The 21,409-nt window shown below is 72.5% G+C and carries 22 protein-coding genes and 1 tRNA gene; 9 read left to right on the forward strand and 14 right to left on the reverse strand.

Annotation, left to right across the window (positions count from 1 at the left end; genetic code table 11):
* Positions 1–108: 108 nt before the first annotated feature.
* The gene (locus AC1VWI_RS22630; protein WP_078619887.1) at positions 109–651 is read left to right on the forward strand and encodes an Lrp/AsnC family transcriptional regulator; all 543 of its coding nucleotides are present in this window, start codon (positions 109–111) and stop codon (positions 649–651) included.
* Between the two features lie 48 nt (positions 652–699).
* On the opposite strand, the gene AC1VWI_RS22635 is transcribed toward AC1VWI_RS22630, so the two are convergent.
* From AC1VWI_RS22635 to AC1VWI_RS22645, 3 genes are read right to left on the reverse strand one after another with little or no spacing between them, the layout of a single operon-like run.
* A complete protein-coding gene (locus AC1VWI_RS22635; RefSeq protein WP_499512848.1) occupies positions 700–1,428 on the reverse strand; it encodes an alpha/beta hydrolase family protein in 729 nt (242 codons plus the stop codon).
* A gap of 33 nt (positions 1,429–1,461) precedes the next feature.
* A complete protein-coding gene (locus tag AC1VWI_RS22640) occupies positions 1,462–2,079 on the reverse strand; it encodes a TetR/AcrR family transcriptional regulator (protein WP_499512849.1) in 618 nt (205 codons plus the stop codon).
* A gap of 2 nt (positions 2,080–2,081) precedes the next feature.
* Positions 2,082–3,602 (reverse strand): 3-hydroxyacyl-CoA dehydrogenase, encoded by a 1,521-nt coding sequence (locus AC1VWI_RS22645; protein ID WP_499512850.1) that lies wholly within the window; start codon positions 3,600–3,602, stop codon positions 2,082–2,084.
* Positions 3,603–3,733: 131 nt separating this feature from the next.
* On the opposite strand from AC1VWI_RS22645, the gene paaN reads away from it, so the two are divergent.
* Positions 3,734–5,410 (forward strand): phenylacetic acid degradation protein PaaN, encoded by a 1,677-nt coding sequence (paaN, locus tag AC1VWI_RS22650; protein ID WP_499512851.1) that lies wholly within the window; start codon positions 3,734–3,736, stop codon positions 5,408–5,410.
* A gap of 45 nt (positions 5,411–5,455) precedes the next feature.
* Here paaN and AC1VWI_RS22655 read toward each other — a convergent pair whose 3' ends face one another.
* The 3 genes from AC1VWI_RS22655 to AC1VWI_RS22665 are packed head-to-tail and all read right to left on the reverse strand — an operon-like array spanning position 5,456 to position 8,237.
* A complete protein-coding gene (locus AC1VWI_RS22655; RefSeq protein WP_499512852.1) occupies positions 5,456–6,136 on the reverse strand; it encodes a TrmH family RNA methyltransferase in 681 nt (226 codons plus the stop codon).
* Entirely contained in the window at positions 6,133–7,557 is a 1,425-nt protein-coding gene (locus AC1VWI_RS22660) for an HTTM domain-containing protein (RefSeq protein WP_499512853.1), read from the reverse strand. The genes AC1VWI_RS22655 and AC1VWI_RS22660 overlap by 4 nt, the downstream gene beginning before the upstream one ends.
* The gene (locus tag AC1VWI_RS22665) at positions 7,554–8,237 is read right to left on the reverse strand and encodes a DUF5819 family protein (protein ID WP_499512854.1); all 684 of its coding nucleotides are present in this window, start codon (positions 8,235–8,237) and stop codon (positions 7,554–7,556) included. The genes AC1VWI_RS22660 and AC1VWI_RS22665 overlap by 4 nt, the downstream gene beginning before the upstream one ends.
* Before the next feature lie 204 nt (positions 8,238–8,441).
* Between AC1VWI_RS22665 and AC1VWI_RS22670 the strand changes: the two genes are divergently transcribed.
* The gene (locus tag AC1VWI_RS22670; RefSeq protein ID WP_499512855.1) at positions 8,442–9,575 is read left to right on the forward strand and encodes an acyl-CoA dehydrogenase family protein; all 1,134 of its coding nucleotides are present in this window, start codon (positions 8,442–8,444) and stop codon (positions 9,573–9,575) included.
* A 27-nt stretch (positions 9,576–9,602) separates the two neighbouring features.
* Here AC1VWI_RS22670 and AC1VWI_RS22675 read toward each other — a convergent pair whose 3' ends face one another.
* The 3 genes from AC1VWI_RS22675 to AC1VWI_RS22685 form a co-directional block, all read right to left on the reverse strand.
* Entirely contained in the window at positions 9,603–9,935 is a 333-nt protein-coding gene (locus AC1VWI_RS22675; RefSeq protein ID WP_499512856.1) for a rhodanese-like domain-containing protein, read from the reverse strand.
* Between the two features lie 49 nt (positions 9,936–9,984).
* Positions 9,985–10,812 (reverse strand): hypothetical protein, encoded by an 828-nt coding sequence (locus AC1VWI_RS22680; protein ID WP_499512857.1) that lies wholly within the window; start codon positions 10,810–10,812, stop codon positions 9,985–9,987.
* Between the two features lie 81 nt (positions 10,813–10,893).
* Positions 10,894–12,288 (reverse strand): DUF2252 domain-containing protein, encoded by a 1,395-nt coding sequence (locus tag AC1VWI_RS22685; protein ID WP_499512858.1) that lies wholly within the window; start codon positions 12,286–12,288, stop codon positions 10,894–10,896.
* 177 nt (positions 12,289–12,465) lie between these two features.
* Here AC1VWI_RS22685 and AC1VWI_RS22690 point away from each other — a divergent pair, with 177 nt between their 5' ends.
* On the forward strand, positions 12,466–14,949 hold the full coding sequence (locus tag AC1VWI_RS22690) for an ATP-binding SpoIIE family protein phosphatase (protein ID WP_499512859.1): 2,484 nt from the start codon (positions 12,466–12,468) through the stop codon (positions 14,947–14,949).
* Positions 14,950–15,005: 56 nt separating this feature from the next.
* The gene (locus tag AC1VWI_RS22695) at positions 15,006–15,443 is read left to right on the forward strand and encodes a MarR family winged helix-turn-helix transcriptional regulator (protein ID WP_499512860.1); all 438 of its coding nucleotides are present in this window, start codon (positions 15,006–15,008) and stop codon (positions 15,441–15,443) included.
* A gap of 7 nt (positions 15,444–15,450) precedes the next feature.
* Here the strand turns inward: AC1VWI_RS22695 and AC1VWI_RS22700 are convergent, their stop codons facing one another.
* Positions 15,451–15,861, reverse strand: a complete 411-nt coding sequence (locus AC1VWI_RS22700) for a winged helix-turn-helix transcriptional regulator (RefSeq protein ID WP_499512861.1) — start codon at positions 15,859–15,861, stop codon at positions 15,451–15,453.
* Between the two features lie 114 nt (positions 15,862–15,975).
* On the opposite strand from AC1VWI_RS22700, the gene AC1VWI_RS22705 reads away from it, so the two are divergent.
* Entirely contained in the window at positions 15,976–16,590 is a 615-nt protein-coding gene (locus AC1VWI_RS22705; RefSeq protein WP_499512862.1) for an FMN-dependent NADH-azoreductase, read from the forward strand.
* Positions 16,591–16,657: 67 nt separating this feature from the next.
* Here AC1VWI_RS22705 and AC1VWI_RS22710 read toward each other — a convergent pair whose 3' ends face one another.
* A complete protein-coding gene (locus tag AC1VWI_RS22710; RefSeq protein ID WP_431959002.1) occupies positions 16,658–17,233 on the reverse strand; it encodes a TerD family protein in 576 nt (191 codons plus the stop codon).
* A 160-nt stretch (positions 17,234–17,393) separates the two neighbouring features.
* Between AC1VWI_RS22710 and AC1VWI_RS22715 the strand changes: the two genes are divergently transcribed.
* On the forward strand, positions 17,394–17,915 hold the full coding sequence (locus AC1VWI_RS22715) for a MarR family winged helix-turn-helix transcriptional regulator (RefSeq protein ID WP_499512863.1): 522 nt from the start codon (positions 17,394–17,396) through the stop codon (positions 17,913–17,915).
* 22 nt (positions 17,916–17,937) lie between these two features.
* Here the strand turns inward: AC1VWI_RS22715 and AC1VWI_RS22720 are convergent, their stop codons facing one another.
* The 3 genes from AC1VWI_RS22720 to AC1VWI_RS22730 all read right to left on the reverse strand — a co-directional run bounded on the left by AC1VWI_RS22720 (position 17,938) and on the right by AC1VWI_RS22730 (position 19,633).
* The gene (locus AC1VWI_RS22720) at positions 17,938–18,348 is read right to left on the reverse strand and encodes an FG-GAP and VCBS repeat-containing protein (protein ID WP_499512864.1); all 411 of its coding nucleotides are present in this window, start codon (positions 18,346–18,348) and stop codon (positions 17,938–17,940) included.
* Complete coding sequence (locus AC1VWI_RS22725) at positions 18,303–19,295, reverse strand: hypothetical protein (protein ID WP_499512865.1); 993 nt, start codon at positions 19,293–19,295, stop codon at positions 18,303–18,305. The genes AC1VWI_RS22720 and AC1VWI_RS22725 overlap by 46 nt, the downstream gene beginning before the upstream one ends.
* Positions 19,296–19,549: 254 nt before the next feature.
* Positions 19,550–19,633: transfer RNA gene (locus AC1VWI_RS22730), tRNA-Leu, on the reverse strand.
* 364 nt (positions 19,634–19,997) lie between these two features.
* Here AC1VWI_RS22730 and AC1VWI_RS22735 point away from each other — a divergent pair.
* Together AC1VWI_RS22735 and AC1VWI_RS22740 are read left to right on the forward strand one after the other, a co-directional pair.
* Entirely contained in the window at positions 19,998–20,846 is an 849-nt protein-coding gene (locus tag AC1VWI_RS22735; protein ID WP_499512866.1) for an FHA domain-containing protein, read from the forward strand.
* Positions 20,847–20,856: 10 nt separating this feature from the next.
* Positions 20,857–21,378, forward strand: a complete 522-nt coding sequence (locus tag AC1VWI_RS22740; protein ID WP_499512867.1) for an FHA domain-containing protein FhaB/FipA — start codon at positions 20,857–20,859, stop codon at positions 21,376–21,378.
* The last annotated feature ends 31 nt before the right edge of the window (positions 21,379–21,409 follow it).

A 21,409-nucleotide genomic window follows, 5' to 3' on the forward strand; every position in this document is an offset into this window, starting at 1 on the left:
GTATCGCTCCCCTACCGATTGTTCGGTCGCCGGAGGCATTTTGGCTACAGGTGTGTCCCGCCTGTGGACAAACGGTTCTCCACACCCTGAGATGGAGCCAGTACGTCCATGCTAGGGAGGCTCGGGGGCGTGACGGATTCCCAAATTTCTCGGGGCGGTGCCCCGGGACCGCAGGCAGCGGCGCCGGACACCGGTCCTGCGGCGGTGCGTCCGCTGGACGCGATCGACCGCGCGATCCTGCGCTACCTGCAGGAGGACGGGCGGGCGTCCATACGATCGGTGGCCGAGCACGTCCACGTGTCCCGCGCCAACGCCTACGCCCGGATCAACCGCCTCATCGAGGACGGGGTCATCCGCGGCTTCACGGCCCGGGTCGACCACGAACGCGCAGGTCACGGCGCGTCCGCCTACATCACCTTGAAGATCGTGCAGAACTCCTGGCGCACCGTGCGGGAGAAGCTGCTGGAACTGCCGGGGGTGGCGCACATCGCCCTGGTGAGCGGGGACTTCGACGTGCTGCTGCTCGTCCACACCCCCGACAACCGCAGCCTGCGCGAACTGGTGCTCACCCGCATCCAGGCGGTGCCCGAGGTGCTCAGCAGCCGCACGCTGCTGGTCTTCGAGGAGACCGACCGGGTGCTGACCGACTGACCCACCGGCGCCGCCCGTCGGCGCCGCCCGCGGGCTCCCCCGGCGCGGCTATCCGGCGTACTTCTGCAGGAAGGCCGTCACGGTGGCCCAGTTGGGGTCGTAGGTGAGCATGCCCACGCCGTGCTGGGGTCCGCTGACGATGTCGAGCCGGTTCTCGGCCGCCTTCTTCGTGGCCTTGCTCAGCGCCTCGGTCGACTCCGCGAACGCGGTGTCGCCCGCGGCCGCCATGTAGAGCACGGGCGCGGTCAGCCGCGGCACCGCGGAGCCCGCGTCCATGGTCCCGTAGGTCTCGGGCGCGGAGAGCGAGACCACGGCGTCGACCGGCGGGTCCACCGATGCGGCGCCCTCCAGGACCGCCGTGCCGCCCTTGGACGCGCCCATCAGCAGGACGTGCCGCGCGCCCTTGGCGCGCAGGAACGCCACCCCGCCCACGACCTCGGGCACCTCGCTGCCGTTGGAATCGACGACCAGGACGCGGTAGCCGTCCTTGAGCAGGAGGTCGGCCTGCGGCAGCCACTGGCACATGTCGCCGTCCGCCTGGTGCATCAGCAGGACGGAGGTGTCGCCCTTGCCGGCGAACCAGGCGTCCACGGGGTTGTCGTCGGTGTCGTCGTAGCTGACGGACCCGGACTTCGCCTGCGCGGCCGTGAGGCAGCCGAAGTCCTCCGGCGGTGTGGCGTCGGCGGCCTGACCGCCGCCGTCACCCCCTCCGCACCCGGCGAGCAGCAGGACGGCGGCTGAGGCGGCGCACAGGCGGGCACGGAGGGTGAAGGACATGGCCCTGATCGTGAGGGTTGGTCTGGACCAGCGTCAAGAGACGCGCAAGCCGTCGAAGGCCAGTCGCACGACGGCGTCCACGACCGCGGCGTCGTCGTGCTCCCGGGTACCGGCCGTGTGCGGCTGGTACCACTCGACTATGGAATTGATCATTCCGAAGAGCAGCCTGGTCGCGAGCCTGGGCTCCACGTCACCGCGCAGGTCCCCCTCCGCGACGGCCGACTTCAGCAGGTCGGCGACCCGGTGGTCGAACTCCCTGCGGCGCTCCAGGGCGGCGCGCTCGGTCCTGGTGTTCCCTCGTACCCGCAGCAGCAGCGTGACGTAGGGCAGCTCCGCCATCAGCACCTCCGTGGTGCGGCGCGTGACGTACTCCAGCCGCTCCACGGCGCGCCCACCGCGCGCTCCGGGCTCCTCCAGGATGCCGAAGAGACCGTCCAGGGCACGGCCGACGGCGCGCTCCAGGAGCTCCTCCTTGCCCCGCACATGGTGGTAGATCGAGGACTTGGAGATGCCGGCGGCCCGCGACAGGTGCTCCATGGACGTGCCGTCGTAACCGCGCTCGATGAAGACCGTCACGGCCACGGCCAGCAGCGAGTCCGGGGTGTAGGTGTCCCTCTTGGGGGCGGAGTTGTCGCGCTGTGCCATGGTCATGATTACAGCAGTCTCCCCTCGGCCGCCGCGCGGCGGTTCAGCGGACGGGACGGCGCGTAGCGCCCGCCGGGGTACGCCTGGTGCAGGTTGCGCAGCACCTCGCGGACCCACTCCGGGCCGAGTTCGGCCCCCCAGGCGAGCGGACCGCGCGGGTAGTTCACGCCGAGCCGCATCGCGGCGTCGACGTCCTCCGGTGAGGCCACCCCCCGGGCGACGGCGTCGGTGGCGAAGTCCACCAGCATCGCCACGGTACGGGCGACGATCATGCCCGGGACGTCCTCGATGACGCTGACCTTCTTGCCCAGCGCCTGGAACAGCCCGATCGCCGCCTGCACGGTCTCCGGGCGTGCCGAGTCGGACGGCGCGATCGCGACCCGGGTGGCCACCCGGTAGTCCAGCGCGAGGTCGAACTGCACGTAGTCGAGGGCCGGGCCCGTGGTGGCCGGGCCGCCGTCCGCCAGGTAGAGCCGGCCGCCGCCGGGCAGCTCGAGGTACCCGTCGTCCGGGTCGGCGACCTCGCCGTCCAGCACCTCGATGCCCGCCTCGGCGATCAGCCGGGGCAGCACCGCGGCCGGGCCGCGGCCGCCCATGCACACGGTGAGCTCGGCGGGCGGCTTCTCCGGCCCCGCGGTGTGGGGGGCCGGGGCGGCGGCGCCCTCGGCGTGGTCGTACCAGCCGTGCCCGCTCTTGCGGCCGAGCCGCCCGGACTCCACCAGCCGCCGCTGGGCGAGGGAGGGGGTGAACTTGGGGTCCTGGAAGAAGGAGTCCCACACCGAGCGTGTGACGGCCTCGTTGACGTCCTGGCCGATCAGGTCGGTGAGCTCGAACGGGCCCATCCGGAAGCCGCCGCTCTCCCGCAGCACCGCGTCGATGGTGGCGGGGTCGGCCACGCGCTCCTCGTGGAGCCGGAAGGCCTCGGCGTAGAAGGGGCGGGCGACCCGGTTGACGATGAAGCCGGGGGTGTCGGTGCAGCGCACCGGCGTCTTGCCCCAGGCGGCGGCGGTGTCGTACACGGCCTGGGCGGCGGCCTCGTCGGTGGCGGCGCCGGAGACCACCTCGACCAACGGCAGCAGGGGGGCGGGGTTGAAGAAGTGGAGGCCGACGAAACGGCCCGGGCGCCGCAGCGCGCCGCCCACGGCGGTGACCGACAGGGAGGAGGTGTTGGTGGCCAGCAGGCAGTCCTCGGCGACCACCGACTCCAGGGCCGTGAAGAGCTGCTGCTTGGCGCCCAGGTCCTCCAGGATCGCCTCGACGACGAGCGACACGCCCGCCAGTTCCTCGATCTCCCGGACGGCCGAGAGCCGGCCGCGGGCCGCGTCACGCTCGGCGGCGGGCAGCCGGCCCTTCTCCACCAGGCGGTCCAGCCGTTCCGCCAGGGCCCGCTCGGCCTGCTCGGCCCGGCCGGGGCCCGCGTCGTAGAGCCGTACGGAATGGCCCGCCACCAGCGCGACCTGGGCGATCCCCTGGCCCATCGTCCCCGTGCCCACCACCGCGACCGTGCTGGATCGGTCAAGAGCGCTCATCGCCGCCACTGCTCCTCGCCAGTTGTCCACAGCTTCGGTCGGCCCCCTTGTCCCGACCGAACATTCGGTTAATCTAGCGGGGAAGCCAGCACCCTGCCCACCCCAATCCAGCTCGACGAGGAGTTGGCCCCATGGCTGCCGAACCCACCGCTGTCACGTCGGTCGCACAGCACCGCGAGACGCTCGACAAGGCGCTCGAGGCGATCCGTACCCGCGAGTACTGGTCTCCGTACCCCGAGCACCCGAAGGCATACGCGGACGGCGAGACCGCCCAGGCCGCGTTCGACGCCCTGCGCGGCACCCGCTTCGACCTGGACCAGCCCGGCACCGACGGCTGGACCGGCGGCGAGGTGTCCCCGTACGGCATCGAGCTGGGTGTGGAGTACCCGCACCCGGACGTCGACGTGCTCCTCCCCGCGATGAAGGCCGCGATGCCCGCCTGGCGCGAGGCCGGCCCGGAGAACCGGGCCCTGGTCTGCCTGGAGATCCTGGCCCGGATCAACGCGCGCACCACGGAGATGGCCCACACGGTCATGCACACCTCCGGCCAGGCCTTCATGATGGCCTTCCAGGCCGGCGGCCCGCACGCGCAGGACCGCGGCCTCGAAGCGGTCGCGTACGCCTACGTGGAGCAGGTGCGCACCCCCGGCACGGCCGAGTGGGTCAAGCCGCAGGGCAAGCGCGACCCGCTGACCCTGCGCAAGGACTTCACGACGGTGCCGCGCGGCATCGCGCTCGTGATCGGCTGCAACACCTTCCCCACCTGGAACGGGTACCCGGGCCTCTTCGCCTCCCTGGCCACCGGCAACGCGGTCGTGGTCAAGCCGCACCCGCGCGCCGTGCTCCCGCTCGCGCTGACGGTCAGGATCGCCCGCGAGGTGCTCGCCGAGTCCGGCTTCGACCCGAACCTGGTCTGCCTGGCGGCCGAGCGCCCCGGCGAGGGCCTGGCCAAGACGCTGGCGCTGCGCCCCGAGGTCCGCGTCATCGACTACACGGGCTCCACCGCCTTCGGCGACTGGCTGGAGGACAACGCCCGCCAGGCCCAGGTCTTCACCGAGAAGGCCGGCGTCAACACCGTCGTCGTCGACTCCACGGACGACTACAAGGGCATGCTGTCCAACCTGGCCTTCTCCCTGTCCCTGTACAGCGGCCAGATGTGCACCACCCCGCAGAACCTGCTGATCCCGCGTGACGGCATCGCCACCGACGACGGCCACAAGGGCTTCGACGAGGTGGTGGGCGATCTGTCGGCCGCCGTGGGCGGGCTGCTCGGCGACGACGCCCGGGCCAACGCCCTGCTGGGCGCCCTGGTCAACCCCGATGTGAAGGCACGCCTGGAGGCCGCCGCCTCCCTCGGCGAGGTCGCGCTCGCCTCCCGCGAGGTCGCGCACCCCGACTTCCCGGACGCCGTGGTCCGCACCCCGGTGATCGTGAAGCTGGACGGCGCGAAGCCGGACGACGAGGCCGCCTACATGTCGGAGTGCTTCGGCCCGGTCGCCTTCGCGGTCGCCATGGACTCCTCCAAGGACTCGGTCGACCTGCTGCGCCGCACCGTGCGGGAGAAGGGCGCCATGACGGTCGGCGCCTACACCACCTCCGGCGAGGTGGAACAGCAGATCGAGGAGGTCTGCCTGGAGGAGGCCGCCCAGCTCTCCCTCAACCTGACCGGCGGGGTGTACGTCAACCAGACGGCCGCCTTCTCCGACTTCCACGGCTCCGGCGGCAACCCGGCCGCCAACGCGGCCCTGTGCGACGGCGCCTTCGTCGCGAGCCGCTTCCGGGTCATCGAGGTCCGCCGCCAGGCCTGATCCGGCCCGCCCGCACCACCGACAGCCCCGTCCGGAGCAGCCCTGTCACTCCGGACGGGGCTGCTCCGTACCCACCTGCGCGTAGCGCTGGATCCAGGCGTGCATGGCGATGGCCGCCGCGGCGCCCGCATTGATCGAGCGCGTGGAGCCGAACTGGGCGATCGAGCAGACCGCCGCCGCGTGCTTCCACGCCTCGTCGGTCAGCCCGGGCCCCTCCTGCCCGAAGAGCAGCACGCAGCGCCGTGGCAGCTCGGTGGTCTCCAGCGGCACGGCACCGGGGAGGTTGTCGATCCCGATGATCGGCAGGTCCTCCGCGGCCGCCCACGTGGCCAGCGCCGCGACGTCCAGGTGGTGGCGCACGTGCTGGTAGCGGTCGGTCACCATGGCGCCGCGCCGGTTCCAGCGGCGCCGCCCCACGATGTGCACCTCCTTGGCCAGGAAGGCGTTGGCGGTGCGCACCACGGACCCGATGTTGAAGTCGTGCTGCCAGTTCTCGACGGCGACGTGGAAGTCGTGGCGCCGGGTGTCGAGGTCGGCGACGATCGCCTCCCGCGTCCAGTAGCGGTACTCGTCCACCACGTTGCGGCGGTCGCCCTGCGCGAGCAGCTCGGCGTCGTAGCGCGGGTCCTCCGGCCAGGGCCGCGGGTGCGGCCCGACCCCGACCTCGGGGCCGAAGCCATCGTCGTACTGCAGCGGCTCGGCCGCGTCGTCCTGGCTGGTGCTCACACCACGAGATTAGAGGGGGCGGGCTCGCCGGCCGGTCCCGGCTCTCGCTGCCCCGCGACCGCCCGCGCCTGCACGTCCCCCGCTCCTTCCCCGCCTTCCCCGCCTTCCCCGCCTTCCGCGTCCTGCGGCCGGCCGTCCTCCGGCTCCCCGGCGGAGCCGCGCCGCAGCGGACGCGTCACCCGGTCGCCCGCCCAGCGCAGGAAGCCGGTGGGCAGGAAGACCGCGTCGGCGGCGATCATCGCCAGCGAGAAGAACGGCAGTCCGAGGACGACCGCGATCGAGGCGTGCTCCAGCATCATCAACGCGAGGAGCACGTTCTTCACCCGGCGGTTGAAGAGGGTGAAGGGGAAGGCGACCTGGACGATCACCGTGCCGTAGGTGATCACCATGACCATCAGTCCGCTGGCGGCCATCGCGTGGGACAGCCCCGGCCAGGGACTGAAGTCGTCCAGGTGGAGCGGGTAGTACACCGCGGTGCCGTCCTGCCAGCGCGAGCCCTGGACCTTGTACCAGCCCGCCGTGGCGTAGATCAGGCACACCTCGACGACGATCACCAGCAGACCGGCGGCGTGCAGGATGTTGGCGAGGATCCCGAGGACCGCCTGCGGCTCGCCCGGCGCGTACCGCCGCACCGCCCACCACACGGCCTGCAGCAGCAGGAAGCCCCACAGGAACGGGGTCCAGCCGAGCCAGGGCAGCAGGCCGTCGGTCCAGTGCAGGCCGGTACGGCCGAGCAGCTGCGCCACGGTGAGCACGAGCCCGAGGACGATCCACAGCGCGATCCCCGCGCCGTCGCCGTCCCGCCCCTTGGCGCGGCGGCGGGCGTCGAGCGACCATACCTGCCCGCACCGGGTGAGGACGAGGTAGATCGCCATCAGGTGGATCACGTTGTCGCCGCCGTCGCCGACGAACACGCTCCGGTTCTGCAGGGAGAGCACGCCGATCATGAACAGCAGCGAGGCCGTGCGGGTCCGCCAGCCGAGCAGCAGCATCGCGCTCGTCACGATCGCACCCGCGTACACGACCTCGAACCACGCGTCGGCCCTGCCCCACAGCAGCAGGGTGAAGGCGTGGTTGTCGGCGACGAGCCGGTTCGCCAGGTCCCAGCTCCAGGCCCCGTCCGGCCCGTAGAGCTCGTGGCGGTGCGGCCACTCGCGCAGCAGGAACAGCAGCCAGGCCAGTGAGATGCCGATCCGCACCACGGCGGTCTGGTACGGGCCGACGGTGGTGCCGGTGATCCGGGCCAGGCCACGCGACAGACCGCCCGCGGCGGAGTCGAGCAGTCCGGCGAAGGGGGACGGGACGGGGGCCGGGCGGGCGGCGGGGGCCGGGCGGCCACGGGACGCCGCTGGCCCGGGTACGGGGCGGTCCACGGGCTCCGCGGCCGCCCCGTGCGCGGACTCGTTCACGGCTTCGCTCACGACGCGTCCTCCCCGCTCCCAGCTCCCTCGTCCTCGTCCGCCCCGTGCGCGTTCCACCAGGGCAGCACCTGGAAGGTGGTGCGCGTGTCGATCTCCTCGGGGCTCCAGGTGGGGGCCGCGACCGGCGTGGTGCCGGTGCGCACCTGCAGGCGGACGACGTCGCCGCCGTCGAGCCGGGGCCCGATGCGGTCCTCCACGATGCGTTCCAGGTACTGCCTGCTCAGCTCGCCGCGCACGCCGATGGGCTTGTCCTTCTCACCGTGGGAGGCGGCGTAGAAGCTCCACGCCCGGCGCAGCTCGTTCTGCTGGGTGTGGCTGGGCAGGACGTTGTGCCTGATGGCGGCGATGTCCATGGCCGTGAGGTCGATCCAGCCGGTCACCTGGTCGGTGCCGTCGTCCTTGTGGACATCGGCGCGCGCCCAGACGTGGATGTTCTGCTGGAGCGGATTGGGTGCGAAGAGCTTCCAGTTCTGCTCGAACTCGGGGTAGATGTAGCTGCCCACCAGGTCGCCGTGCTTCTTGGTGGCGGTGTTCGTGGGCGCGACGTGCAGGAAGACCATGAGCAGGTGCACCGCGACGCCGACCGCGGCCGCGGCCAGCGCCAGCGCGACCACGGCCCGGGCCGGTGGCGACAGCGCGGCTATCCCGGCCGGTCCCCCGGACTCCTCGGGTGGCTCCATCGTGGTTCTCCGCTCGTGTTCCCCGTGTCCGCTCAGCACGGAACGGTACTCATGCCACACGCGTGCGGTACAGCCGTCCCGGTCAGCACGGGCCGCGGGCGCCACGGGCAGGGGCAGGGAGGCGGCGACGGGGATGTGGACTTCCCCGCCCGGTCCGCCTAATCTGACACACCGTCAGAATGGACGCGTCCGGGAGGTCGGGCCATGGACTTCAGCTTCAGCGAGGAGCAGCTGGCGGCCGTCGAGGCGGCACGGGCGGTGTTCTCCGGCGTGTCCCCCGACGCCGTACCGAGCCCCGCGCTCACCGCCGGCGCGGTGGCGGAGGACTTCGACCGCCCGCTGTGGCGCCGGCTGGCCGCCGCCGACCTCCTCGGGCTGGTGCTCGACGAGGCGTACGGCGGGGCCGGTCTCGACCCGGTCGCACTGTGCCTGGTGCTGCGCGAGGCCGGGGCCGTACTCGCCCGGGTGCCGCTGCTGGAGACCTGTGCCGCCGCACTCGCCGTGCAGGGCGACGGCCCCGAGGAGCTGCGCGCCCGGCTGCTGCCCGCGGTCGGCCGCGGCAACCTCGTCCTGACCGTCGCCTCCGCGGGCCGCACCGGCCACGACGGCGCGGAGCTCGCCGTCACCGCGCGGCCCGTGGAGACGGACGCAGACGCGAACAGCCACGGGCACGGCGCCGCCCGCGACTGGCTGCTCGACGGCGTCCAGACCGCCGTCCCCTGGGCCCCGCACGCCGACCTCGTCCTGGTCCCGGCCTCCGCCGCGGGAGGCCGTACGGTCATCGCCCTCGTCCCGCGCGAGGCGGTCACCGCGGCCGAACAGATCTCGACCAGCGGGGAGCGCCACGCCGAGCTCCGGCTGGACGCCGTCCGCGTCCCCGCGGGAGACGTGATCACCGCCGACGGCGCCTGGGACCGGCTGCGCCGGCTGCTGACCACCGGCACCTGCGCCCTGGCGCTGGGGCTGGGCACCGCCGTCCTGCGCATGACCGGCGCCTACACCGCCAAGCGCGAGCAGTTCGGGCACCCGCTGGCCACCTTCCAGGCGGTGGCCATGCAGTCCGCCGACCGCTACATCGACCTGCGGGCGATGGAGGTCACCTGCTGGCAGGCCGCCTGGCGGCTGGACCCCGCCGACGTCGCGGTCGCCAAGATCTGGGCCTCGGAGGGCGTACGACGGGTGGTGCAGACCGCGCAGCACCTGCACGGCGGCTTCGGCGCCGACACCGACTACCCGCTGCACCGCTACCACGCCTGGGCCAAACAGCTGGAGCTCTCCCTCGGCCCCGCCGCCGCCCACGAGGAGGAGCTGGGCGACCTGCTGGCCGCCGAGGCCTGACGGCCTCCGGGGCCGCCGCGCAAGGCCTCAGAGCACGTGCGCCGGGCCCGCGCCGTCCGTCACCAGCGGGCGGCCCGCGGCCTCCCAGCCGAGCATGCCGCCGTCGACGTTCACCACGTCGAGGCCCTGCGCGATCAGGTACTGGGCGACCTGCGCCGAGCGGCCGCCGACCCGGCACACGACGTGCACCCGGCGGTCCGCCGGGACCTCCTCGATGCGGGCCACGACCTCGCCCATCGGGATGTGCACCGCGCCCTCGGCGTGCCCGGCGTCCCACTCGTCGTGCTCCCGGACGTCGAGCAGGTAGCCGTCGGCGGGGACCTGCGCCGCGTCCACCGCGGGCAGCTGGGCGTAGAACATGGAACGGACTCCTTCGGTCGGGGCGTGCACGTCGAACGTACCCGACGCGCTAATCGGACCCCTTCGAGGAGCGCACCAGCTCCGCCAGCCGGGCCTCCCGGTTGGCGACCTGGTTGAGGAGGTTCTCCGCGATCTCGTTGAGCAGCCCGTCCGGGTCCTCCGGGGCGAGCTTCATCATCTGCGCGATCGCGCTGTTCTCCAGGTCGGCGGCGAGCGCGGCGAGCCGCTCCTTGCGCTGCGCGAGCCACTCCAGCCGCGCGTACAGCACCTCGGCCTCGCTCGGCTGCTCCTCCTCCGGGACCGGCCCGGCCTCCCACTCCTCCGCGAGCTCCCGCAGCCGCTGCTCGTCGGCGTAGGTGTACGCCTCGTTGACCCGGGCGATGAACTCGCTGCGGCGCTCGACCTCGGCCTCGTCCTGCGCCAGGTCCGGGTGGGCCTTGCGGACCAGCTCGCGGTAGAGCCGCTGCGCCTCCTTGCCGGGCCGTACGCGGCGCGGCGGGTTCGGGTCCTCCTGGGGCCGGACCCCGTCCGAGCCGAGCAGGCCCTCGAAGAGCTCCTCCACCCCCGGCATCGGCATCACGAGGGCGCGCGCCTCCCAGGCGCGCTGGATGTCCTCGCGGGAGCCGCTCTTGGCCGCGACCGCCTCCGCGATCAGCGCGTCGAGCTCGTCGAGCCGGGCGTACATCGGGCCGAGCTTCTGGTGGTGCAGCCGGGAGAAGTTCTCGACCTCCACCCTGAAGGTCTCCACGGCGATCTCGAACTCGATCAGGGCCCGCTCGGCGGCACGCACCGCCTGGGCCAGCCGGTCCTGGGGTTCGGAGGATGCGGCGGCCGACTCGGTGCCGGGGGCCGACTCGGTGCCGGGGGAATTCGTCACCGGTCCAGCCTACGAGGAGTGGGGGGCGCCGGTCACAGGGTACGGCCTGGTACCTGCCCCGGCACACCGGCGCCCGGGCCCTCACACACCCTGTTCCGCGGCGATCCGCCCGGCCCGTACCTCCGCCACCAGCTCGGCGTGGTCCGCCTCGGTCCGGTCGGCGTACGCGACCGCGAAGGCCGCGACCGCCTCGTCGAGTTGCCCGCCCTTGCCGCAGTAGCCCGCGATCAGCCGGGGGTCCGCGGAGTGCGCGTGCGCCCGGGCCAGCAGCGCACCCGTCATCCGCGCGTAGTCGTCTATCAAGCCGGCCTCCAGCTCCGCGGGGTCGACGCTGCCCTTGCGGTTGCGGAACTGCCGTACCTGGTGGGGACGGCCGTCCACGTCGGCCCAGCCCAGCAGGCTGTCGCTGACGACCTGCATGCGTTTTTGGCCCAGCACGACGCGCCGTCCCTCGTGCTCCACCGCGGGCGCGTCGAACCCGGCCTTCCCCAGGTACGGCAGCAGCGCGGAGGGCCGGGCCTCCTTCACCTGGAGCACCAGCGGCTGACCGAGGTGGTCCAGGAGCAGCACCACGTACGACCTCGTGCCCACGCTGCCCGTCCCGACCACCCGGAACGCCACGTCGTGCACCGCGTACCGGGCCAGCAGCGGCCGCCGGTCCTCACCGATCGTCGCGAGGTAGCCGCCGTCCGACAGGGCCCCGGCGACCGCCGCCGCCTCCCCGTCCGGCACCCGGCGCAGCACCGGGGGCGCGTCGACGAAGCGGCGGCCGCCGCCCTCGACCTCCTCCGTGGCCCGCGCCGCGAACTTGGCGCTGGTGTTGCGGCGCGCCTTCCCGGCCACCAGGCGCAGCGTGCCCGCCAGGTCGCGGGCGTCGGCGTGCGTGACCAGCTCCTCGTCGGCGATGGCGTGCCAGGCGTCCAGCACGGGCATCTTCGCCAGCAGCCGCATGGTGCGCCGGTACGCGCCCACCGCGTCGAAGGCGGCGCCCCGGCACGCGTCCTCGTCCGCCCCGGCCTCGCGCCCGGCCAGCACCAGGGAGGTGGCGAGCCGCTTGACGTCCCATTCCCAGGGGCCGTGGACGGTCTCGTCGAAGTCGTTGATGTCCATGACCAGCCGGCCGAGGTGGTCCCCGTACAGGCCGAAGTTGGCGGCGTGCGCGTCACCGCAGATCTGGGCGCCGATCCCGGTGACCGGGCCGCCCGCGAGGTCGGCCGCCATCAGCCCGGCCGAGCCGCGGAGGAAGGCGAAGGGGCTCGCCGCCATCCTCCCCACCCGCAGCGGGACGAGTTCCGGGATGCGTCCGAGGCTCGACTCCCGCACCGCCTCCACCGCGCCCGGCCGGTCGGCGCCCGGAGTGAACACCGCGTGCGCCTCGCGCGGCACCGCCTCCCGCAGCGCCTTGCCCTCCCGCTTGGGCGCGCCGTCGTGCGGCCATCTCTGGAACCCCGCGATGTGCGGAAGCCTGTGCTCCACGTGCTCTTCCTCCCCACGGGCCATGCCCGGTTGGTCACTCCTGGGGGCAATCTAGCCATTTACCGGACCGCGTCCGATGTTTCATGCTTGCCTGGACGGTGAAGACCCGACCCTGATGCTCCTTCAGCCTTCCGCGCCGAACCGCAGCCGAACCGCAGGTGCCCGACGTTGGACGAGATGACCAGGCTTCCCACGACCACGACCCCGCTCGCAGCCACCGGTGTCTCCGCGCTCGTACGCCTCGCCGTGCTCTGCGTCGGCCCCGACGGTGACATCTCGTACTGGAACCGCGGTGCCGAGGAACTCTTCGGCCACCGCTGGGAGGGCGTGTTCGGCCGCCCGGCGGCCGGACTGCTGCCGCACACCGCGGGCCGGCACCCCGGTGAGCAGGACGCCCTGGAGGTGCTGGACGAGTTCACCCGGTCCGCCTGGGCCGGATCGCTGCCCACCACCGACCGCGACGGCGGCGTCAAGGACGTGGTGTGGTGGTCCTACCGCATCATGGAGCCGGCCGGCCGGAGCCTGCTGGTGATCGCCGCCAACGCCCGCCCGTTGCGCGACACCGGGCCGCGCCTCGCGCTCGGCGACCACCTGCTGCCCTACACCGCCGACGGCACCACCGCCCGCGGCGCCGTCCGCATCATCCCGCGCCTCGCCCCGGCCGCCGACCCCGCGCACGCCGAGCACCTGGCCGGCCGGCTCGGCTCGGTGCTGCCCCGGGTCAGCGCGGGCCGGCTGGACCGGATCGTGCGTCAGATCGTGCCCCTGGGCTACCCGGCGGTGGAGGTCGACGGCACCGTGCTGCTCCCCGTGCTCCCCGAGGAGCACGGCACGACCGTGGCCCAGCCCGCCGCGAACCCCGCCACCGGCCGCACCGCACGGCCCACCCGGCCCGCCCGGCGCACCCGGCCCGCGCACCCGGAGCTGCTGCCCGGCCCTCGCGGCGACGTCGCGGCGCCGGTACTGGTCCCGGTGGCCGCACCCAGCGTCTCGCTCGCCCCGGGCCACGTGCTGGACGAACAACTCGCCCTGCTCCGGGAGACCGGGGCCAAGGTCGGCACGACCCTCGACCTGGCGACGACCGCCCGCGAGCTGTGCGCCGTCACCGTGCCGCGCTTCGCCGACTTCGCCGCCGTCCTCGTCGTCGACCAGCTGTTCTCCGACGCCGAGCCGCCGAAGGACGACCTGACCGGGGACACGATCATCGCGCGCCGGGTCGCCGTCGCCCACACCGACACCACTCCCGGCCCGTGGGCGGCCGCCCTGCCGGAGGGCGAACTGATCCCACTGCCCGCCGACTCCACCCCGCGGCTGGGCGAGCCGCTGCTCGTGCCGGTGATAGACCCGGCACTGGCCCGGGACATCGCGCTCGACCTGGGCGTCCCCGGCCTCGGCCCGTTACTGCCCGAGCGGTCGATGGTCGTCGTACCGCTCACCGCACGGGGCACGGTGCTGGGACGGATGTGCTTCCTGCGCCACCCCGGCCGCCGCCCCTTCGACGCCAAGGACGCCGCGACCGCCGCCGAGGTCGCCGCCCGCGGCGCCGTGCACCTGGACAACGCCCGGCTGCACCGCCTGGAGTCGCGCGCCGCCGCGACCCTGCAGCGCAGCATGATGCCGACCCGCCCGCCCCGCATCCCCGGGGTGCGGATCGCCCACCGGTACATGCCCGGTGACCGTCAGGCCCAGGTCGGCGGCGACTGGTTCGACGCCATCCAGCTGCCCGGCGGGCGCGTGGCGCTGATCGTCGGCGACGTGATGGGCCACGGTCTGCTGTCGGCGGCCGTGATGGGCCAGTTCCGCACCTCCGTGATCACGATGGCCGCGCTCGACCTGCCGCCCGCGCAGTTGCTGCGGCACCTGGACAACCTCGCCCACCGCCTCGGCGCCGAGCACCTGGCGACGTGCGTGTACGCGGTCTACGACCCGATCCACCGGACCCTGACCCTGGCCAACGCCGGCCACATCCCGCCGGTGCTGGCCCGGCACGACGGCCGCAGCGAACTGCTGCAGATCCCCAAGGGCGCCCCGATCGGCGTCGGCGGCGTGCCCTTCGAGACGGTCGAGATCCCCGTACCGGACGGCAGTTGGCTGGTGCTGTGCACCGACGGCCTGGTGGAGGTGCGCGGTCAGGGGATAGACGCGGGCCTGGCGGCGCTGTGCTCCAACGTCATCGAGCCCCAGCAGACCCCCGAGGACGTCTGCGAGCAGATCCTCAGCCGTGTCCACTCCGACGACCGTCGCGACGACGTGGCGCTGCTGGTCGCCAACTTCCAGGGCATCCCGTCCGAGGACGTCGCCGAGTGGCGGCTGTCGATGGACCTCTCCGACGTCCGGCGGGCACGGGCGCTCACCCGTGAGCAGCTGGCGCGGTGGGGGCTGGAAGGGGTCAGCGACCTGACCGAGCTGCTGGTCAGCGAGCTGGTGACCAACGCGCTGCGGGTCGCCTCGCACGAGGTGTCGCTGCGGCTGATGCGGGTCGGCAAGCTGCTGGTCGAGGTCAGCGACGACGACCACAACCTGCCGCAGCTGCGCCGCGCGGACGCCGACGACGAGGAGGGCCGCGGCCTGGCCCTGGTCAGCAACCTCTCCCGGCGCTGGGGCACCAGCCGCAAGGCGGTCGGCAAGGTCGTCTGGTTCGAGCTGCCGCTGCCCGCCTGACCCCGGGGACGAACCGGATCGGACCACCCCGATCCAGTCAGATGTAGCCTACAAGCATGCAGGCCGGCAAAGGCGCGTCCGTCGAGACGATCCACCGCGAGATGACCGCGTTCGCCCGCCGCGCACGCACCGCGGTGGCCCGTATGCACCCACAGCTGTCCCTGGTGGCGTACACGCTACTGGCCCACATGAGCGAGCACCGGGACTGCCGGGCCACGGACCTCGCGCAGGCGTTCCTGCTGGACAAGTCGACGGTCAGCCGCCAGGTCGCCACCCTGGAGCGGCTGGGCCTCGTCGAGCGGCGCCCCGAGCCCGCCGACCACCGCGTCCAGGTGCTGCTGCCGACCGCGGCGGGCGCGGCCCTGCTCGCCGAGGCGAACCGCGCCGCACGGCACATCGTGTGCGGGAGGCTCGCGGACTGGGACGACACCGACCTGGAACGCTTCGCCGCCTACCTGACCCGCTACAACGACGCCGCGGAGCAGCAGGCCTGACCCGGCGTCAGCCGGTCGCCCCCGCCCCTGAGCCGCAGGCCTCCGCGCCCTCCGTACAGGCGGCGGCGCCGTCGGGGAGGTACTTCTCCGCCCACGACCCCAGCTCCCCCAGGGCCGGACCGAGCGCCTCACCGGCTTCGGTGAGGCGGTAGCTCACCCTCAGCGGCGGGCCGGGGTCCACCTCGCGGACGACGATGCCCGCCTCGGCCAGCTCCGTGAGCCGGTCGGAGAGCATCCGTTCGCTGATCTTGGGGATGGCCCGGCGCAGTTCGACGAAGTACGCCGGCCGCTGCGTGAGGACGGCCACGATCAGGCCGCTCCAGCGCTTGCCGAGGATCCCGAAGACGCGGGTCAGCCCGACGTCGACCTTGGCGCACGGCTCCGCGTCGTGCGCGGCCGGCTCAGTCCCCTGTCCCATGGCCACAAGGGTACCCGGCTTGCCGTTACGTGCTGCAGAAAAGTAAGGTCCTGTGGTAGCAATAGCAACGCACGAATTTTTCACTCCGAACTTTACGGAAGTGGAGGCACCCCCATGCCCACGCTGCTGCACCTCGACTCGTCCATCTGGCCCTCCGAGACCTCCGCGTCCCGTGACGTGGCGAACTCCTTCCGCAAGGAATGGGAGGCCCAGCACCCGGGCGGCGTCGTGGTCTACCGCGACCTGAACGCCGAGCCCGTGCCGCACCTCGACGCGACCCACTACGTGGGCGGTGCCGAGCACCCGCTCCGCAACGAGCTGGCCGACGAACTCGAACGGGCCGACGCCCTCCTGATCAGCGCGCCGATGTACAACTTCTCGATCCCCAGCACCCTCAAGGCCTGGCTCGACCAGGTGATCATCCTGGGCCGCACCGCGGGCGAGCAGCCCTCCGCCGCGGACACCCCGGTCGTCGTGGTGGCCAGCCGCGGCGGCGGCTACGGCCCCGGCACCCCGCGTGAGGACTTCGAGTTCGTGACCAACTACCTGGAGAAGGTCCTGCAGGGCTGCCTCGGCATCACCGACGTCGAGTTCATCGTCCCCGAGCTGACCCTGGCCCGCGTCGTCCCGGCCATGTCCGGCCTCGTCGAGGCCTCCGACGCCTCCCGCACCAAGGCGCACGAGCAGGCCACCGCCAAGGCCAAGGAGCTCGCAGCGCGCGTCGCCTGACCCCCGTCCCGGCCGCCCCTGCGTCGTCGTACGTGCCCGGCCGCCCGGGCGTACGGCTACCCCACGCTCACAGGTTGACGCCGAAGTCCTGCGCGATGCCGCGCAGGCCCGAGGCGTAGCCCTGGCCGACGGCGCGGAACTTCCACTCGGCGCCGTTGCGGTACAGCTCGCCGAAGACCATCGCCGTCTCGGTGGAGGCGTCCTCGGAGAGGTCGTAGCGGGCGAGCTCGTTGTTGTCGGCCTGGTTCACCACACGGATGAAGGCGTTGCGGACCTGGCCGAACGACTGCTGGCGGCTCTCGGCGTCGTAGATCGACACCGGGAAGACGATCTTCTCGACCTCGGCCGGCACGGTGGCCAGGTTCACCTTCACCTGCTCGTCGTCACCCTCACCCTCGCCGGTGAGGTTGTCGCCGGTGTGCTCCACCGAGCCCTCCGGGCTCTTCAGGTTGTTGAAGAACACGAAGTGCTTGTCCGAGACCACCTTGCTCTCGGCGTTGACCAGGAGCGCGCTCGCGTCGAGGTCGAAGTCGGTGCCGGTGGTCGTACGGACGTCCCAGCCCAGACCGACGGTGACCGCGGTCAGTCCCGGGGCCTCCTTCGTCAGCGAGACATTGCCGCCCTTGGAAAGGCTGACACCCATGGGATCTCCCTGCTCATTCCGGCGCGGGCCGCGCCCCTTGACGATTCCTTTGCCCAATCGCTCAACGGCTCTCCGGGGCCGCGGGTTCCCGGCGCCGCACCCGTTCACCTGAGTGCCGTACACGCCCGTACGGCGGGCGTGGGAACGGTAGAAAGGACCCATGGCCACCGGCTCCCGCGCTCCGTCCGACTCCCCCTCCGGCGCCGACGACCCCGGGAGCACCGCCGAGGAGATGGTCGGTGCCCTGCTGACGGCGTCCCGGCTCCTCGTCGCGGTCTCCGCCCGCTCGCTCGCCGCGGTGGAGGAGGCACTGACCCTGCCGCAACTGCGCATGCTGGTCGTCCTCGAGACGCACGGGGCGCTGAACCTCTCGCAGCTCGCCGCCGAACTGGGCGTCCAGCCCTCCACGGCGCTGCGCATGCTGGACCGCCTCGTGGCCATCGACATGGTCACGCGCGACGCCTCCCCCACCGACCGGCGCACGACCGTCATCTCGCTGACCGCGACCGGGCGGCGCACCGTGAACGACGTCACGGAGCGCCGCCGGGCCGAGATCGCCCGCATCGTCGACGCGATGCCCGCAGGACAACGACGCCACCTCGTCCAGGCCCTCCAGGCCTTCGCCGAGGCCGGCGGCGAGCCCCCCGTCGGCGAGCGCGACGCACATCACGCCGGCTGGTGACCCTCCCGCCGGTGTGCGGCGGTCAGGACGGCTGGAAGCCGCCGACCTGCGGGAGATCCCCGGCCACCCCGAGCTTCGCGGCGGTCAGCTCCACGCTGCCCTTGCCGGTGGGCCTGGTGGACGTGCCGGGCAGGACCCACACCGCGCCGCGGAAGCGGTCCTCGCCCTCGCCGCCGACGATCACATCGGGGTGACCGTCCTTGTTGAGGTCGCCGAGCGCCAGTGTGGTGCCGAACCCGTCAGCGGGCTCCGACGTGCCGGGCACCGACGGGGTCTCCTGGGACAACGCGTACGAGCCGGAGCCGAGCGCGCCCGTCCTCTTGCCCGGGATCACCACGACGACCCCGGCACGGGCCTTGTTGTTCTGCTTCTGGCCCGGCACGCCGATCACGATGTCACCGAGACCGTCCTTGTTGAGGTCGGCGACGGCCACGGAGCTGCCGAACTCGTTGTCCTTCGCCGAGGCGCCCGCGACGCCGGGGTGTTCTGGCTCATCCGTACCGGTGCGGCCGCAAAACCGTTCCTGCTGCCGTACCAGAGGGCGATCTCTCCGCCCAGGTGACCACTGGTCCCCGCCTCGGGCTCGTCCGGGTCGCCCACGACGAGGTCGTTGTAACCGTCGCCGTTGACGTCCCCGACGGCGGTGGTCGTGCCGTCCCCGGCCAGCGGACCGCGACCCCCCTCCGGGTTGACGTAGACCAGGCCGCCGCTCTGGCCGCCGACCCGGACCGACGTCACGATGCGGTCGGCGTACCCGTCGCGCTGCAGGTCGGCGAGCTCGACGGCCGCGACCGAGGGCGTGTCCGCGTTCAGCGACTTCACGCCGACCGAGCCGTTCCGCTTGAAGGTGCCCCCGAACTCCACCGAGCCGTCGTAACCGCCAGCCAGCACCCGTGCGCCGCGGCTGTCACGCAGCGCGGCCACGTCCATCCCGTACCGGCCCTCGGAGACCCGGGGCACCGGCAGGGCGCTCGCCGCGGCCAACCCCTTCTTGCCGCCCCACAGGACGGTGACGGTGCCCGCGTTCTTCGTCGTGCCCAGGTCCTCCCAGGGCGTACCGACGAGCAGGTCGCTGTAGCCGTCCTCGTCCAGGTCCGCGTAGGCGGTGGAGGCACCGAACAGGTCCTCGGTCTCCGCGCTGTCCGGGACGCCCGCGGTGTTCTGCGTGATGACGGCCTTGCGCGTGGTGGACACCCCGCTCTTGGAGCCGTAGAGGACGACGACCGCGCCCGCGCCGTCCTTGCCCCCGGCCTTGGCGGTGGGAGCCGGGACGACCAGGTCCCGGTAGCCGTCCCCGTTGAAGTCCGCGGGCGCCGTCAAGGGCTTCGCCACGGCGTCGACGGGCATCAGCACCGCCCCGGCCACCGCGGCGGCCGCCACGGCAACTGCCGTCGCGACGCGCCCCGTTCGAGTCTTCCCCTCCCTGATTCCCCTCCTGTGTGCACAGTGAGACGCCTGAGAGGGTAGGGGCGGGAGATGAACTCTCCACGAACGGACCGCACTAGACCCGCAACGCCGGGAGGCGTGGCCGTCGCGTGGCCTGCGTCACTCCCGGACGCAGGACGCGGAGCACGAGAAACGGGCCCCCGACTGCGACTTTCGTCACGGTCGGAGACCCGTCTCCACTGTGTGTGTGCGCGAGGGGGGAGTTGAACCCCCACGCCCTTTCGGGCACTGGAACCTGAATCCAGCGCGTCTGCCTATTCCGCCACCCGCGCATGGGTGTTGTCTTCCGGATCCGTTCACACCTTGGGGTCTTCCCCGTCCGGTGCGTCAGCCCCTTCCGACACGGAGAACATTAGCACGCTGCTCAGGGTGGAATCACATCCGTTTCGGGGCACCCCCGAGCGAGGGGAACCGTCCTCTGTTGCGGGACACTGGCATGAGCCGCCTCTACCATCCCTGTGGGGGAGCGGCCGCGGACCATGGCACTGTTGACACCGGTCCCGTGGGACCGACCGGGGAACCAGCGGTTTTCCCAGTGCGTGGATACGATCAGTAAGCAGTACCGGAAGGATCGGACCGGAAGACCACGGCGGACCGCCGTGCGCAACCGCAGGACCTCGAGGAGGGAGGTGCACCGTGGGAGTACTCAAGAAGTTCGAGCAGCGTCTCGAGGGCTTCGTGAACGGCACCTTCGCCAAGGTGTTCAAGTCCGAGGTACAGCCCGTGGAGATCGCGGGTGCCCTGCAGCGCGAGTGCGACAACAACGCGACGATCTGGAACCGGGACCGCACCGTGGTCCCCAACGACTTCATCGTCGAGCTCAGCACCTCCGACTACGAGCGGCTGAGCCCGTACGCCGTCCAGCTCGGCGAGGAGCTCGCCGGCATGGTGCGCGACTACGCCAAGCAGCAGCGCTACACCTTCATGGGCAACATCAAGGTGAACCTGGAGAAGGCCGACGACCTCGACACCGGCCTGTACCGGGTGCGCAGCCGCACCCTCGCCTCCAGCGAGTCGCAACAGCAGCAGTACCAGCAGCAGCAACAACAGCCCCCCGCCGGCCGCGGTGGCTACGGCTACCCGCCGCAGGCCCCGCAGCGCCCCGCGGGCCCGCCGCCGATGCCGGCCGGTCCGCCGCCCGGCGCCGCGCCGGTCACCAGGCTCCCCGGGAGCGGCCCCACGGCCCCCGGTGGCGCCGCCATGAACGTACGCCGCTGGATCGAGATCAACGGCACGCGCCACCAGATCTCCCGTCCGACCCTCGTGCTCGGCCGCAGCACCGAGGCCGACGTCCGGGTGGACGACCCCGGTGTGTCCCGCCGCCACTGCGAGATCAGGGCGGGATCGCCCTCGACGGTCGTGGACCTCGGGTCGACGAACGGCATCGTGGTGGACGGACAGCACACCCAGCGCGCTACGCTCCGCGACGGTTCACGGATCGTCGTGGGCAGTACCACCATCGTGTACCGGCAAGCCGAAGGGTGAAGCGGGGGCAATGTCAGAGCTGACCCTGACGGTCATGCGGTTGGGTTTCCTCGCCGTACTGTGGCTGTTCGTCATCGTGGCCGTGCAGGTCATCCGCAGCGACCTGTTCGGCACGCGGGTGACCCAGCGCGCGGCCGGGCGCCGCGAGGCCCAGTCGCGTCCGCCGCAGCAGCGCCAGCAGGCGCAGCCCGCGCAGGGCCGCCAGCAGCAGAACAACAACAACCGGGCCCGGCGCGGCGCCCCCACCAAGCTGGTGGTCTCCGAGGGCTCGCTCGCGGGCACCACGGTCGCGCTCCAGGGACAGACGATCACCCTGGGCCGGGCCCACGATTCCACGATCGTGCTCGACGACGACTACGCGTCCAGCCGCCATGCCAGGATCTACCCGGACCGCGACGGCAACTGGATCGTCGAGGACCTGGGATCCACCAACGGCACCTTCATGGACCGGAACCGGCTCACCACGCCGACCCCGATCCCGCTCGGTGCCCCGATCCGCATCGGCAAGACCGTCATCGAGCTGCGGAAGTAGTCGCACAATGGGCGAGCACAGCCAGCGAGCG

Source organism: Streptomyces sp. TOM-9 (assembly GCF_056858595.1).